16 protein-coding genes and 1 tRNA gene are annotated in these 15248 nt (G+C 47.2%); 3 read left to right on the forward strand and 14 right to left on the reverse strand.

The genetic code is table 11. The features are described from left to right. Positions 1-74: 74 nt before the first annotated feature. The 11 genes from truA to BLP57_RS01200 form a co-directional block, all read right to left on the reverse strand. Positions 75-812 (reverse strand): tRNA pseudouridine(38-40) synthase TruA, encoded by a 738-nt coding sequence (truA, locus tag BLP57_RS01150; protein ID WP_092068683.1) that lies wholly within the window; start codon positions 810-812, stop codon positions 75-77. Positions 813-969: 157 nt separating this feature from the next. Beyond that, positions 970-1773 (reverse strand): energy-coupling factor transporter transmembrane component T family protein, encoded by an 804-nt coding sequence (locus tag BLP57_RS01155; protein ID WP_092068686.1) that lies wholly within the window; start codon positions 1771-1773, stop codon positions 970-972. Beyond that, on the reverse strand, positions 1770-2657 hold the full coding sequence (locus BLP57_RS01160) for an energy-coupling factor transporter ATPase (protein WP_092068689.1): 888 nt from the start codon (positions 2655-2657) through the stop codon (positions 1770-1772). The genes BLP57_RS01155 and BLP57_RS01160 overlap by 4 nt, the downstream gene beginning before the upstream one ends. Next, positions 2642-3493: an energy-coupling factor transporter ATPase gene (locus tag BLP57_RS01165; protein WP_015527361.1), complete on the reverse strand. Its 852-nt coding sequence runs from the start codon at positions 3491-3493 to the stop codon at positions 2642-2644. The genes BLP57_RS01160 and BLP57_RS01165 overlap by 16 nt, the downstream gene beginning before the upstream one ends. Positions 3494-3507: 14 nt before the next feature. Continuing rightward, on the reverse strand, positions 3508-4119 hold the full coding sequence (gene yihA / locus BLP57_RS01170; protein ID WP_015527362.1) for a ribosome biogenesis GTP-binding protein YihA/YsxC: 612 nt from the start codon (positions 4117-4119) through the stop codon (positions 3508-3510). Between the two features lie 69 nt (positions 4120-4188). Beyond that, positions 4189-6501, reverse strand: a complete 2313-nt coding sequence (lon, locus tag BLP57_RS01175; protein ID WP_092068692.1) for an endopeptidase La — start codon at positions 6499-6501, stop codon at positions 4189-4191. A 17-nt stretch (positions 6502-6518) separates the two neighbouring features. Then, entirely contained in the window at positions 6519-7832 is a 1314-nt protein-coding gene (gene clpX, locus BLP57_RS01180) for an ATP-dependent Clp protease ATP-binding subunit ClpX (RefSeq protein ID WP_022426169.1), read from the reverse strand. A gap of 111 nt (positions 7833-7943) precedes the next feature. Continuing rightward, positions 7944-8525 carry an ATP-dependent Clp endopeptidase proteolytic subunit ClpP gene (clpP, locus tag BLP57_RS01185; RefSeq protein ID WP_015527365.1) on the reverse strand — a complete coding sequence of 194 codons (582 nt, stop codon included), beginning with the start codon at positions 8523-8525 and terminating at the stop codon, positions 7944-7946. A gap of 24 nt (positions 8526-8549) precedes the next feature. Next, positions 8550-9836, reverse strand: coding sequence for a trigger factor (tig, locus tag BLP57_RS01190; RefSeq protein WP_015527366.1), 1287 nt, complete (start codon positions 9834-9836; stop codon positions 8550-8552). A gap of 156 nt (positions 9837-9992) precedes the next feature. After that, entirely contained in the window at positions 9993-11273 is a 1281-nt protein-coding gene (locus tag BLP57_RS01195) for an InlB B-repeat-containing protein (RefSeq protein WP_092068695.1), read from the reverse strand. Beyond that, complete coding sequence (locus tag BLP57_RS01200) at positions 11270-11827, reverse strand: DJ-1 family glyoxalase III (protein ID WP_092068762.1); 558 nt, start codon at positions 11825-11827, stop codon at positions 11270-11272. The genes BLP57_RS01195 and BLP57_RS01200 overlap by 4 nt, the downstream gene beginning before the upstream one ends. Positions 11828-12009: 182 nt before the next feature. On the opposite strand from BLP57_RS01200, the gene BLP57_RS01205 reads away from it, so the two are divergent. The 3 genes from BLP57_RS01205 (at position 12010) to proC (ending at position 13502) form a co-directional block, all read left to right on the forward strand. Then, positions 12010-12492, forward strand: a complete 483-nt coding sequence (locus BLP57_RS01205; protein ID WP_092068699.1) for a CYTH domain-containing protein — start codon at positions 12010-12012, stop codon at positions 12490-12492. 76 nt (positions 12493-12568) lie between these two features. Next, positions 12569-12639, forward strand: a tRNA-Gly gene (locus BLP57_RS01210). A gap of 68 nt (positions 12640-12707) precedes the next feature. Beyond that, a complete protein-coding gene (gene proC / locus BLP57_RS01215) occupies positions 12708-13502 on the forward strand; it encodes a pyrroline-5-carboxylate reductase (protein ID WP_092068702.1) in 795 nt (264 codons plus the stop codon). 90 nt (positions 13503-13592) lie between these two features. Here proC and BLP57_RS01220 read toward each other — a convergent pair whose 3' ends face one another. The 3 genes from BLP57_RS01220 to tnpA form a co-directional block, all read right to left on the reverse strand. Next, a complete protein-coding gene (locus BLP57_RS01220; RefSeq protein ID WP_092068705.1) occupies positions 13593-14615 on the reverse strand; it encodes a threonine aldolase family protein in 1023 nt (340 codons plus the stop codon). Between the two features lie 100 nt (positions 14616-14715). Then, complete coding sequence (locus BLP57_RS01225) at positions 14716-15009, reverse strand: helix-turn-helix domain-containing protein (protein ID WP_173759912.1); 294 nt, start codon at positions 15007-15009, stop codon at positions 14716-14718. After that, a partial coding sequence (gene tnpA / locus BLP57_RS01230) for an IS200/IS605 family transposase (protein WP_139148817.1) occupies positions 15009-15248 on the reverse strand: 240 nt, incomplete at its 5' end. The genes BLP57_RS01225 and tnpA, both read right to left, overlap by 1 nt.

A 15248-nucleotide genomic window follows, 5' to 3' on the forward strand; every position in this document is an offset into this window, starting at 1 on the left:
ATTGAGTTATTATATTATAAGGCACCTTGCCTGTCAACTGTTTTTTCTTGTAATTTTCAACAAAATTCCTGTTTTCAGAAAAACTCGATTCCCATCAGCGTCAACCCCTGAGCCGGAGCTGTGGGGCCTGCTGCCCCGCGGTCACAGGCTTTCAGGATCTTATCCATGCGTTCCGGCGGATACTGCCCGTTTCCGATCTCGATCAGGGTTCCGGAAATGATACGCACCATATTGTAAAGGAAACCTGTTCCTGAAATGCGGATGGTCACCATGTCACCATCTCTCCACACGTCCATGGAGGTCACGGTACGGATGGTGGTCTTCACCTGTGCGCCGGATCCGCAGAAGCTGGCAAAATCATGGCGTCCGATCAGATAAGATGTTGCTTCCTTCATCTTATCCACATCCAGTTTATAATGGTAAAAATAAGAGTATAAACGCTCCGTTGGCACCGGAAACCGCCGGTTCAGGATACGATATTCATATGTTTTTTCACTGTCACAGTAACGGGGATGAAAATCCGGCTCCACCTCCTCAGAAAGCTGGATACGGATATCCTCCGGAAGTCTCTGGTTCAGTGCATAGGAAAATTTTTCCCCGGGGATCCTGGATTCGGTATCAAACACCGCCACATTTCCAAGAGCGTGCACTCCTGCATCTGTACGGCTGGCACCGATGGTCTCGATCTTTTCCCCAAGCAGCTCACTTAAGGTATCGTTTAAAACGCCCTGAATGGTGATTCCATTTGGCTGTGTCTGCCAGCCTGAGTAATTGGTTCCATCATAAGCTACAACAAGTCCTACTCGTTTCATAAAATATATTCCCTCCTGATACAGACATCCCTGCAGTACTTTCTATCCCAAAACAGACATACCGTCCTGCAAAATGCCTGCCTGATCCGGTTACAGTTCCGCTGTGCAAAATACAGCGCTTCGGACCGTTCCATGTCTGAGTACCGGCAGGATTTGGCTACAGTCCCGCCACACGGAATGCCACGCCCACCGCAAGATATGCCACAAGGATCCCATAGGCCGCATAATCTCTTTTTTCATAATGCAGCGGCTTCATCTGGGTTCTGTGCTCTCCACCATGGTAACACCTTGCTTCCATGGCCATTGCCAGATCATTGGCACGGCGGAACGCCGAAATAAACAGCGGCACAAGAAGGGGTACCATATTTTTCGCCTTCTGGATCAGGTTTCCGTTTTCGAAATCTGCACCTCTGGCGATCTGTGCCTTCATGATCTTATCCGTCTCCTCCAGAAGGATCGGGATAAAGCGAAGGGCAATGGACATCATCATGGCGATCTCATGTACCGGCACCCGGATCTTGTTCAGCGGACGAAGCAGTCTCTCCAGACCATCTGTCAGCTGATTCGGCGTGGTAGTCAATGTCATGATGGAAGATCCGATCACAAGGTAAACAAGACGGATCGCCATTCTTCCTGCAAGAACAAGGCCTTCCCTTGTGACCTTGATGATCCCGAAACGCCACAGCACTTCGCCAGGCGTCAGGATGATATTGAACGCAACCGTGATCAGAAGGATCATAACGATGGCCTTCAGACCCTTGAACATGAATTTCACCGGAACCTTGGATATTGCGATCATGGCTACCAGAAATGCTGTTGCCACCGCATATCCGAGAAATGTATGGAACAGGAACACAGAGATCAGAAATCCCAGAGTTCCCAGAAATTTGGTCCGTGGGTCCAGTCTGTGAAGAACGGATTTGGCCGGATAATACTGGCCAATGGTAATATCTCTGATCATTTTTCCGCCCCTCCTTTGTTCAGTAATGGAGAGTTCGCCTGCACAAGTGCGGCAAGGATACTGTCTCTGGCTTCCTCCACCGTTGTGGCATCTGCATCCACATGCAGCCCATGTTCCTTCAGCGCATGCATGATATAAGTGATCTGCGGTGCGGCAAGTCCCATGGTTTCCAGTTCCTTATAATGGGAAAAAACCTTCTTCGGCTCATCATCAAATACAGCTTCTCCGTGATTCATAACAATGAGGCGCTCCACGTATTTCGCAATATCCTCCATGCTGTGGGAAACCAGAACAATGGTTATCCCTCGCACCTTATGAAGCTCTGCGATCTGATCCAGGATATCATCCCTGCCCTTCGGGTCAAGCCCTGCTGTGGGCTCGTCCAGGATCAGGATCTTCGGGTTCATGGCAAGAACCCCTGCAATAGCTACCCTTTTTTTCTGGCCTCCGGAAAGCTCAAAGGGTGATTTCTTGAAATTGGACTCTTTTACTCCAACCTGAGTCAGCGCCTGCTTCGCTTCTTTCTCTGCTTCTTCCCTGGAAAGTCCCTGATTCATAGGTCCGAAGCATACATCCGAAATCACATCATTTTCAAACAGCTGATGCTCCGGGTACTGGAACACCAGACCAACCTCGCTGCGGAGCTGTTTCCGGTCATATTTCTCAGCCCACACATCTTCTCCGTTATACAGAACCTGGCCAGATGTTGGCTGTACCAGCGCATTCAGATGCTGGATCAGCGTGGATTTTCCGCTTCCTGTGTGTCCGATGATCCCGATAAACTGGCCGTCCGGGATCACAAGGCTGACATCCTTCAGCGCATGGCTCTCATAGGCTGTCCCGGGGCTGTAGGTATAGGTTACATTTTTTAATTCGATTGACATAATGCGCTCACCAGCTCCTCTGTAGTCAGTATTCCATCCGGAACATCCACGCCGGATTTCTTCAGTTCATATGCAAGAAGTGTTACCTGTGGTACATCCAGTCCATACGCCTTAAGGGTATCCACCTGGGAAAAAATCTCTTTGGGATTTCCCTGCATCACAACATTTCCGCTGTCCATGACATAAACACGGTCAGCATGGATCACTTCCTCCATGTAATGGGTGATCAGAATGACTGTTACCTTTTCCTTACGGTTCAGCTCCCGCACTGCCTCCAGGACTTCCTTTCTTCCGTTAGGATCCAGCATAGCGGTAGGCTCATCCAGAATGATGCACCGCGGGCGCATGGCCATCACGCCTGCAATAGCCACTCTCTGCTTCTGCCCTCCGGAAAGCTTGTTTGGGGACTGATAACGATAGGCTGTCATACCGACTTTTTCCAGGCTGTCATTCACCCGTTTCCAGATATCATCTGTAGGAACTCCCATATTTTCCGGACCAAAGCCTACATCCTCTTCCACAACGGTTCCTATGATCTGGTTATCCGGATTCTGAAATACCATTCCTGCCTTCTGGCGTACCTTCCAGAGTTTGGTCTCTCTGGCGGTATCGATCCCGTCCACCAGCATCGTTCCCTCTGTTGGGATCAGAAGCGCATTCATATGCTTCGCCAGTGTGGATTTTCCGGATCCGTTATGTCCCAGAACTGCCACAAATTCTCCTGCTTTAATGTCCAGGTTCACATCATTGACTGCACGCTGCATGTCTACCACATTGCCGTCATCATCGTATCTCTGATAGTCAAATCCCAGCTTGAGCGCCTTGATAATTCCCATCTTTTCTGCTCTCCTTAATCCTCTGTAGCTGCCGGTTCACCAAGGCCGGTCAACTCATCGATCAGTGCCCATATCTCGTCTCTTCCCTGCTTCGTCTCCGCAGAAAACGGAAGGATCTTTCCCTCTTTCGGAAGGCCCAGTCCGATGCGGATCTCCTTCAGGCTTTTTGCCACCTGGCTGCGTTTCAGCTTGTCAAGCTTGGTCGCGATGATCACCGGCTCATATCCGTTGTGACAGATCCAGTCATACATCTGCTTGTCATTGGCGGAAGGCTTGTGGCGGATATCCACCAGGAGAAAAACCGCACGGAGCTCTTTGGAATTATGAAGATAGCCCTCGATCATTTTTCCCCATTTTTCCTTCTCTGCCGCAGAAACCTTGGCGTAGCCGTAGCCCGGCAGGTCTACGAGATACATTGCTTCATTAATATTATAAAAATTGATCGTCTGTGTTTTTCCCGGCTGTGCGCTGGTTCTTGCCAGGGCCTTGCGGTTCATCAGACCATTGATCAGGGAGGATTTCCCTACATTTGATTTTCCCGCAAAAGCTACCTCCGGCCTTCCTGTGTCCGGGATCTTGCTTGTGATGCCGCAGACGATATCCAGCGATACGTTTTTGATTACCATTCGTTATTCCTCCCTTTTCTTTTAAAAGCCCTGTCCTGAAGGTCAGGGCAGGGTTTTTCTGTTTTTTGTTTATGCAAGAGCTTCACCGAGAACTTCTTTCATGTTATCCACAAACCGGATATTCAGTCCCTGGATGATCTCTCTGTCCATCTCCTCGATATCCGGACGATTTTTCTCCGGAACAAGGACTTCCTTGATCCTGGCATATTTAGCTGCAAGCAGCTTCTCTTTCAGTCCGCCGATCGGAAGCACACGGCCTCTTAAGGTGATCTCACCGGTCATGGCAAGATCCGCACGCACCGGTTTTTCGATAATTGCAGACAGCATGGCAGTTGCCATTGTAATACCGGCAGACGGGCCATCCTTCGGAACGGCACCCTCCGGAATATGTACATGCATATCATGCTTCTGGAAAAATTCCGGATCGATCTCATATTGGTCAGAAACCGAACGGATATAGCTGATACCTGCCTGTGCAGATTCCTTCATCACATCTCCAAGCTGTCCGGTGAGAAGCAGCTCGCCTTTTCCGGGCATGATATTGACTTCGATCTGCAGGGTATCACCGCCTACCTGTGTCCATGCAAGACCGCGGGCGATCCCGATCTCATCCTTCTCATTGGCCATTAGATAGTTATATCGTTCTTTGCCAAGGAATCTGGAAATATTTCGGGATGTGACAACTACCTTATCCTTACCCTCTTCCATGATAGCACGTGCAGTTTTTCTGCAGATACGTCCGATGCTTCTCTCCAGAGAACGGACTCCTGCTTCCTTGGTATAATTGTTGATCAGCTTGCCAAGAGCTGCCGGCTGGATCACCAGCTTGCCTTCCGGAATACCGTTGATCTCCATCTGCTTCGGGATCAGATGTTCCCTTGCGATATGTTCCTTCTCATTTTCCGTATATCCCGGGATTTCCATCAGCTCCATACGGTCAAGAAGAGGTCTCGGGATTCCCTGAACATCATTTGCAGTGGCAATAAACAGTACCTCGGAAAGATCCTGGGGAATCTCCACATAGTGATCATTGAACTTACTGTTCTGCTCCGGATCCAGAACCTCCAGAAGTGCTGCGGAGGTATCTCCTTTATAATCGCTGCTGGTCTTGTCGATCTCATCAAGAAGCATCAGCGGGTTGCTGACTCCGGCTTCCTTCAGTGCGACTGTGATCCTTCCTGGCATGGCACCGACGTAAGTCTTTCTGTGGCCACGGATCTCAGCCTCATCACGGACACCTCCAAGACAGATGCGGACGTATTTCTTGTTCATGGCCTCTGCCACAGAACGTGCAATGGAAGTTTTTCCGGTTCCCGGAGGTCCCACCAGACAGAGGATCGGACTCTTTCCCTTGTGGGTCAGCTTACGTACAGCAAGGAATTCCATGATACGTTCTTTGACCTCTTTCAGTCCGTAATGACCCTCTTCCAAAACCTTCCATGCGTTCTCAAGATCCTCGGAATCCTCGGATTTCTTATTCCACGGAAGTGCAAGAACGGTTTCCAGATAGCCTCTCTGCACCGTTGCCTCTGCAGCACTGGCTGCCATTCCTTTAAAACGGCTGATCTCCTTGGAAATCTTCTCTTTTACTTCATCAGATGCATCCAGCTCCTTCAGCTGTTTTTTAAATTCATCGATATCATCAGCAGTATTCTCCTCGCCCAGCTCCTCACGGATGGTTTTCAGCTGTTCCCGGAGGATATACTCTCTCTGATTCTTGTCGATATGGGATTTCACCTTGCGCTGAAGATCTTTAGTGATATGGATCACCTCGATCTCGCTGCCAAGAAGCGCTCCAAGGATCTCATAACGGTCATTCAAAGACACTGCTTCCAGAAGCTTCTGCTTGTTCTGATACGCCATCGGAAGATTTACTGCGATCTGGTCGATGGTTTCCTGCACATCTTCGATGTTCATGATCTGGGTTACCAGATCCTTGCTTACTTTTCCGCTTTCTCTGCAGTATCTCTGAAAAAGCTCCCGGATGCTGCGAAGCATGGCGTCCTTTACCGGTTCCGGGTAATCCTCTTCCTGTGCCGTAACGATCTCGCATTCCGCCTTCAGATATGGTTCCTCCTGCTCCAGGCCCAGAACCTCTGCCCTGTCCAGTCCCTCTACCAGAACCCGGTAAAGATCCTGCGGAAGCTTCACCACCTGCTTGATATAAGCGACGGTTCCTACCTGATACAGATCCGTAAGTTCCGGTATTTCCACCTCAGGATCCTTCTGTGTCAGCAGAAAGATCTTCTGGTCATGGAGCATGGCTGCTTCCACGGCACGGATAGATTTCTCCCTGCTCACATCAAAGTGTACGATCATATCCGGAAGGACTGTAGTCCCACGGAGAGCGATCATTGGCAATATATTGACCTGATTTGTCATTTATGTCATTCCCTTCATCAAGCTGTTTCCGGCTTGCCTTTCTTTCTCGAACGGGATGTTTTGCGTCCTGCTTTTTTTGCAGGAGCCTTGGCCTCCCCGTGGATGATCTCCGGCTCTCCGGTTCCCTCCACTGCCTCTTTTGTGACGATACACTTACGGATGGTGTCGTCCGATGGTGTCTTGTACATCAGATCCATCAGGGTATGCTCCATGATGGCACGAAGTCCTCTGGCACCTGTTTTTCTCTCAAGAGATTTCCGGGCAACTGTCTCAAGTGCTTCATCCTGGAACTCAAGCTGCACGCCATCCAGCTCAAAAAGCTTGTCGTACTGTTTTGTGAGGGAATTCTTAGGCTCCTTCAGAATACGGATCAGTGCTTCTTCATCCAGAGAATCCAAGGTTACCACGACCGGAACTCGTCCGATAAACTCCGGGATCAGACCGAATTTAATAAAGTCCTCCGGCATAACCTCCTTCAGAACTTCGCCCACATTGCGGTCTTCCTTCTCGGAAACCTCTGCTCCGAAACCAATGGATTTGGTATCCTGTCTTGCCTCGATGATCTTCTCCAGTCCGTCAAAAGCACCACCGCAGATGAACAGGATGTTTGTCGTATCGATCTGGATAAACTCCTGATGCGGATGCTTTCTTCCGCCCTGCGGCGGAACACTTGCAACGGTTCCTTCCAGGATCTTCAGAAGTGCCTGCTGTACGCCCTCACCGGACACATCTCTGGTAATGGAAGTGTTCTCGGATTTTCTTGTGATCTTGTCGATCTCATCAATATAGATGATTCCGTACTGCGCACGTTCAATATCGTAATCTGCTGCCTGAATGATCTTCAGAAGAATGTTCTCAACATCCTCGCCAACATAACCTGCCTCTGTGAGAGTAGTGGCATCTGCGATGGCAAAAGGAACATTCAGCAGTCTTGCCAGTGTCTGTGCAAGAAGTGTCTTACCGGAACCGGTCGGACCAAGCATCAGGATATTACTCTTCTGCAGCTCCACGTCCAGGTTTCTTGAAGCAAGAATCCTCTTGTAATGATTGTAAACAGCTACGGAAAGTGCCTTCTTGGCATCATCCTGTCCGATCACATACTCATCCAGGATACTGTGGATCTCTTCCGGTTTCAGAAGGTTGATCCCTGTTTCATAATCTGCCTCATGATCATACATACTGAATTCTTCTTCCATGATCTCGGAGCAGATCCCGATACATTCATCACAAATATATGCTCCATCCGGACCTGCGATCAGCTTGCGTACCTGATCTTCAGTCTTATGGCAAAAGGAGCATCTTACCTTTCCTTCTTTTACTTTATCTGCCATATCTTTTTGTTTCCTTTCTAAGCGTAAATGTCCGTCTCTCGCAGACATTTAAAATTCCTTTTTAAAGCAAGATAAGACTCCTGTGTCTTTACAGGAGTCTTTTCTTACGCATTATTTGTGGATCACAACACCGTCGATCAGGCCGTATGCCTTAGCTTCTTCCGCTGTCATATAGTTGTCACGGTCAGTATCTTTTTCCACAATCTCAAGAGGCTGTCCGGTATTCGCAGAAAGAATCTCGTTCAGCTTCTTTTTGGTTTTTGCGATCTGGTCAGCTACGATCTGGATCTCTGTAGCCTGCCCCTGTGCACCGCCTGATGGCTGATGGATCATGATCGTCGAATTCGGCAGTGCATATCTCTTGCCTTTGGCACCGGAGGACAGGAGGAAAGCTCCCATGCTGGCTGCCATTCCAAGGCAGATCGTAGATACATCGCACTTGATATACTGCATTGTATCATAAATTGCCATTCCGGCAGTTACAGAACCACCCGGGCTGTTGATATAAAGCTGGATATCCTTGGAAGGATCTTCTGCTTCCAGGAAGAGAAGCTGCGCAACGATCAGGTTCGCACTGACATCGTTTACCTCTTCTCCAAGGAAAATGATTCGGTCCTTAAGAAGTCTTGAATAGATATCATAACTTCTTTCTCCTCTGCTGGTCTGCTCAATGACGTAAGGTACTAAACTCATTTTGCCCTCCATTTCCGAGGTTTATTACGCCTCTACAGCTGCATCGGCAACTAATGTAACAGCTTTCTGAACAGCCATATCTTTCTTCATCTGCTCCATCTCGTTCTCACCGATGAGATCTTTTAATTTGTCTGCTTCCATCTTGTACATCTCTGCCATCTTGGAGATCTCTTCGTTAACCTCTTCCTCTGTTGGCTGGATGTTCTCTACCTCAGCGATCTTCTCAAGAACAAGTCTTGTCTGGATTCTCTTAAGAGCCTGTGGCTTCATGTCTTCCATCATCTTGTCAACGCTCTGGCCTGTGAACTGGAAGTACTGCTCCATGGAAAGACCCTGGGACTGCATTCTTCTTGCGAAATCGTCAAGCATCTGACGTGTCTGTGTCTCGATCATTGCCTCCGGAATATCCATCTGTGCATTCTCGATCACTTTATCTACTGCTGCATCTTCTTTTGCACGACGTGCATCTTCTGCTTTCTTCTCTGTCAGGTTCTTCTTAACGTCTTCCTTGTACTCAGCAAGTGTATCAAACTCAGATACATCCTTAGCGAAGTCATCGTCAAGCTCCGGAAGCTCTTTTGCTTCGATCTTCTTAACATCGCACTGGAATACAGCTTCTTTGCCAGCCAGCTCTTTTGCCTGATACTCCTCCGGGAATGTAACCTTAACTTCTACGTGATCACCTGTGTTAGCACCAACAAGCTGCTCCTCGAATCCCGGGATGAAGGTGTTGGAACCAAGTGTCAGCGGATAGTCTGTTCCTTTACCGCCCTCGAATGCCTCACCATCTACGAAGCCCTCGAAATCGATAGTTGCTGTATCGCCGTTCTGTGCTGCACGATCCTCAACTGTGATGGTTCTGGAGTTTTTCTCCTGCTCTTTCTTAAGCTCAGCCTCAACTTCCTCGTCTGTTACCTCTGTCTCAGACTTCGGAACCTCAAGTCCTTTATAGTCACCAAGAGTTACCTCTGGTTTAGTAGCTACTTCTGCTGTAAAGATAAATGGTTTGCCAGGCTCAACCTGTGTTACATCGATCTTAGGCTGGGAAACGATCTCAAGATCACACTCAGCAAGTGCTTTGCTGTAATGCTCAGGGATCAGAGCGTTTGCAGCGTCCTCAAGGAATACTCCCTTTCCGTACATCTGCTCGATCATTTTTCTTGGAGCTTTTCCTTTACGGAATCCCGGAATAGAAATTCTGCCTTTTGCTTTCTGATATGCATTCTGCATTGCTTTGTCAAGATCCTCGGCGGAAACCTCGATTGTAAGTTTCGCCATGTTTTTCTCCATTTTCTCCACCTGTAAACTCATGTTTCTTGTTCCTCCTTAATCATATCGAGTAAATACCTTATATAAAATAGTTAACACTCGCATTATATATTTACAGTCATTTCTGTAGTATAGCATAACCACTGTAAAAACGCCAGTATTTTTTTCAGTTTTCCATATGTCCCCACAGGGCATTTCTCAGCTGCCCACGTCCTCAATGTTAAAGTAATTTTCTGTCTTTCTTATGTTGTTAAGACAAAATGTAAAAATCCTTTTATAAGTTTTAGGCGTATAATGAACACCATCGTCTGTACCGTCTCCCGTATTGGATACAGTACCATATCCGGTCCGCATCAGATAACTGTAAACATCAATATAGTGGTACTGACTTCCAAGCTCACCGGCAAGACCGCTGTTAAAAGTCCGGACATCCTCACATTTACGATTCTTGGTACTTCCCTTTTCCCCTCCATTGATCGGATTCACAGACATATAATACAGACTGCAGTTTTTCATGGAAAGCTTTGTTCCCAGCTTTTTCATATAAGACACGTACTGTGAGAGTCTATCATTCAGATCCTGTTTTCCGTTAATATCTCTGAGATCATTGATACCATGATTAAACACCACTGCGATCTTTGCGTATTTTTCATTTTTACGACATTTTTCTATTTCTTTCAAAAGAGCCTGTGCGCCCGTTGACTTCAGCCAGCCCAGTTCCGTATTAGAACAGCATACAAAGCTGACATGGCTGTCCACATACTCCTTTCCAAACTGTTCGTACAATACCTTCTGAAGACCATATGTCCTGGAATCTCCCACAAAGATGATCCTTTCGTAATTCTCAGGATAATGAAAGCTGTTCCTGACCAGATTCGGTTCCTGATACCGCCAGAATCTCACCGCATAGAGATGCATGGTCCCACTGACTGTGATCACCTGTCCGGCTTCATACCTTGGTGCGGTCTTCTGACCTGCCCTGGTAGACCATCCAAGGAATGTATAATTCTCTTCATTGGCCATCACCGGCAATTTCATTTTTCCGCTTGGAGCCTGGATGATCTTGTAGATATCTCCGTCATTCCTGTGCAGGATCAGTTTGGGATTATTCTTCTTTTTTATCACTGCATAAAACGTTACATTTCTTTTTACAAAATATTTTTTTCCCGGCTTATATCCTGCCTCCGCTCCTCCTTTTTTCAGAGACCATCCTTCTGCCTGATATCCTGCTGGGACCTGCGGCACTTTGGGAATCGTGATCATGGAACCATATTTCTGTTTCTTTTCCAATTTTTTATATATAGCAGAGGAGGCTCCTCCACCTGACCTGAAAGATACGGAATACACTTTTTTGCAAGCATTCCCGAATGTATCATCCGACCAGTCAAAGCCGGCAGCTGACACCAAATTTCCTGTGGCTGTCATCAGTATAACAAAAAGCGCCACTACCCACAGGACCTGTTTCATCTCTTTTTTCATGCTCTTACATACACCACCGATTCAGCGATCTCTTCTGCCTTTGCGCTTCCCTCCAGCTGTCCGATCAGGGAAAGGCTGAAATCGATGGCTGTTCCAAGGCCTCTGCTGGTAGTTACATTTCCATCTACCACTACAGGCTCCAGAGATGTTCTGGCACTTTTAAGCTGTTCCATAACAGATGGGTACGATGTAGCATTTCTGCCTTTCAGGAATCCAAGTCTCTCGAATATACCTGGTGCCGCACAGATAGCTGCTACCTTGCCGCCATTCTGATAGAAATCTGTCAGAAGCTCAGTCAGCGGTTTATATTCCTCCAGATATTTTGTTCCCGGCATTCCTCCCGGAATTACAAGCATATCCGCATCGGAAAAATCACATTCTCCAAAGGTACGGTCTGTAAGAAGATCGATCCCATGAGAGGTTCTGATCTCTTTTGTCTCTTTGATAGATACTGTCTGGATGTCGATCCCGGCTCTTCTCATCAGATCTACCACGGTCAGTCCTTCAATATCTTCAAAACCATCTGCGAAAAAAATATATACTTTACTCATGATCCTGTTCATCCTTTCTTTTATAAAATCCATAAATATTTTCTGTATTCCCCATTCCCTTCCATAATGCTTTTTCCATCTGAAAATGTCAAGAAATTTCAACAAATATGCCATTGCAAATCCTGTTTTTTTCCTGTAGACTGAACATAATATCTTTTCATTTCACAAATCCGGAGGTTTTTTATATGGAGATCGAACGTAAATTTCTGATCCGGAAGGATGACCTTCCGCAGGATCTGGCTTCTTATCCCTGCCACAGGATCGAGCAGGGGTATCTTTGCACTTCCCCTGTCGTCCGCATCCGCCGGCAGGATGATGACTATTTTCTTACTTACAAATCCAAGGGTCTCATGAGCCGTGAAGAATATAATCTTCCGCTCACCGCTGAAGCCTATGAGCATCTGAAGCCTAAAGCAGACGGTATCCTCATTACCAAGGACCGCTATGTGATTCCGGAAAAAGACGGACTTTTTATTGAACTGGATGTGTTCCACGGAGAATACGAGGGAGTTCTTCTGGCTGAGGTGGAATTTCCTACAGAGGAAGCCGCCAATGCCTACACTGCGCCGGACTGGTTCGGAGAAGATGTAACTTATTCCACCAGATATCATAACAGTACCATGAGCCAGGGCTGGCAGAGCGATCACTGTTCACTCCGTTCTCAGTAACATGCTTCGCGATGCACACAATTTATGCTAATCGCACTTGTATTTCTTATTTCAGGTGCTATAATTAGTAATGCAGGCAGATATAGTTCATCGGTAGAACATCAGCTTCCCAAGCTGAGGAGGCGGGTTCGATTCCCGTTATCTGCTTTCATTGCCAAAGAGGGCACGCAGTCAGGCGTGTCCTTTTTTATAAATTTCAAGGAGGATTTTTGTTTATGAAGATTGGATTTATCGGATGTGGAAATATGGCCTCTGCCATGATCGGCGGTATTCTCCGTCAGGGGATCTTTTCAAAGGACGAGATCATTGTTTCCAACCTTACAGACGAAGGCAGAGCGCGCAGTGAAAAAACTCTTGGTGTTGTCACCACTCTGGATAACAATGAAATAGTCAGATCTGCAAAAACTGTCGTTCTTGCAGTAAAGCCGCAGTTTTATGAGAAAGTTCTCACAGAGGTCCACGACAGTCTCACGACAGAGCACACCATCATCGGAATCGCTCCCGGCAAGACTCTTGCATGGCTGGAAGAAAAAGCCGGTCTTCCTCTGAAAGTTGTCCGTTTTATGCCTAATACTCCTGCACAGGTTGGGGCCGGAATGACTGCTGTATGTACCAATGACCGGGTTTCGGAAGACGAACTGGCAGAAATCCTTAAGATCACAGACAGCTTTGGCTGTACCGAAGTGATACCGGAGCGTCTGATGGACGCCGCAGGCGCTGTAGGCGGCTGTTCACCTGCTTATGTGTTTATGTTTATCGAAGCCATGGCAGATGCCGCTGTCAGCCAGGGAATGCCTCGTAAGCAGGCTTATAAATTTGCTTCCCAGACTGTTCTCGGCAGCGCAAAAATGGTTCTGGAAACCGGCAGACACCCAGGAGACCTGAAAGACATGGTCTGCTCACCGGCAGGAACTACCATTGAAGGTGTCCGCACCCTGGAAAAGAGCGGCTTTCGCAGTGCCGTATTCGAAGCGCTTACCGCAGCTGCTGAGAAGGGTAAGAAGTTATAATTTTCGAAAACAAAAACTCCGTGAGGTCTGCATTCACCCGGACCTCACGGAGTTTTTCCATCTCATCTCTTTTATCGTCTGCCGACCGCCCTACAGCAACTCGATCAGCGCGTCAATATCTTCCATTTTTGTTCCCCAGCTTGTGGCAAAACGGATCACTGTATGATCTTCATCATATTTTTCCCAGAAATCAAACTGAACTTCTTTGCCCAGTTCTTCTTTCTTTTTATTTTCCAAAACTACAAACTGCTGGTTCGTGGGAGAATCCAGGAAAAGCTGATATCCTTTTTCCTGAAGGGCTCTTTTCAGCTTCATAGCTGTTTCAATAGCATTTTTGCTGATCCTTGTATACAGATCACCGGTAAACAATGTGTCAAACTGGATTCCCAGAAGACGGCCTTTTGCCAGAAGGGCTCCCTGCTGCTTCACCATAGTCATAAAGTGCTTCGGAGCTTTTTTCGTAAAGACCACTGCCTCACCGCAGAGTGCACCGACCTTGGTTCCGCCGATGTAGAACACATCTGTACATCTGGCGATATCCTCAAGTGTCACATCTGCTTCCGGACTTACCAGACCGTAGCCAAGTCTTGCTCCGTCCAGAAACAGCGGAAGCTCGTATTTATGGCATACCTCGGAAATTTCCTCCAGCTCTTTCTTCGTATAAAGTGTTCCGTACTCTGTCGGATGGGAAATATAAACCATTCCCGGAAATACCATATGGTCGTGACTTTCATCCCCATAAAAAGTTTCCACATAATCTGTGATACTTTCTGCTTTGATCTTTCCGTTTTCTGCCGGAAGTGTCAGTACCTTATGTCCTGTATACTCGATTGCTCCGGCCTCATGACAGCTTACGTGTCCGGTCTGTGCCGCAAGAACACCTTCATAACGGTTCAGGACAGAACCTATAATCGTGGCATTGGTCTGAGTTCCTCCCACCAGGAAAAACACATCTGCATCCGGGCAGCCACAGGCTTTACGGATCTTCTCCTTTGCAGAATCACAGTATTTGTCTGTGCCATAGCCGGAAAGCTTCTCCATATTGGTTTCCAGAAGTTTCTGGAGGATCGCCGGATGCGCTCCCTCGCAGTAATCGTTTACAAAAAATAACATTTTATTTTCTCCTCATCTGTATTTTCATTTTATTTGACCGTCTTCCCCGGAATGATCTTACAGGTAGAAAACGATTTGAATTTACAGGAAATCGCCCCCTTCAATAGGAAGCCCGTTTCTGAAAGAAATTCACAAATCCCCGGTCGAGATCCCGCAAAGACTGCTGTAATGCAATGGAATCTGCTGCTTTCAGAAAGGCAAACTCCTCTTGCTTTTTCAGTTCAGTCAGCATGGCGGAAGTCTGGGAATAGCCGATCTTTTCCCCATTTTCATAGCCTTCCTTACGCATGGCAAGTCCCCGGTTGTAGATGAACCGGCAACATCCCAGGGTCTGATGGATGAAGTTTTTCTGTTCTCTGTTCGGGTAGATCCTAAATTTAATTCCTTTTTGCATTATCCCATCTTATCCTTTTGTCTCTGCGATGTTTTCTGGTTTTCAATATACTGTTTTACTGTTTCCAGCGGAGCACCGCCCACCGTCGATACAAAATAGCTGTTTGTCCAGAGAGTCGGCATTTTCGTTTTAAGATAGGGAAATTCCTGTCTTAAAATTCTGGACGTATAGCCTTTAAATGACTTTACAGCTTTGTGGATGCCAAACTGAGGATCTACTTCCAAAAGCATATGAACATG

It is taken from the genome of Blautia sp. SF-50 (genome assembly GCF_900101315.1).
GTDB lineage: Bacteria > Bacillota > Clostridia > Lachnospirales > Lachnospiraceae > Blautia_A > Blautia_A fusiformis.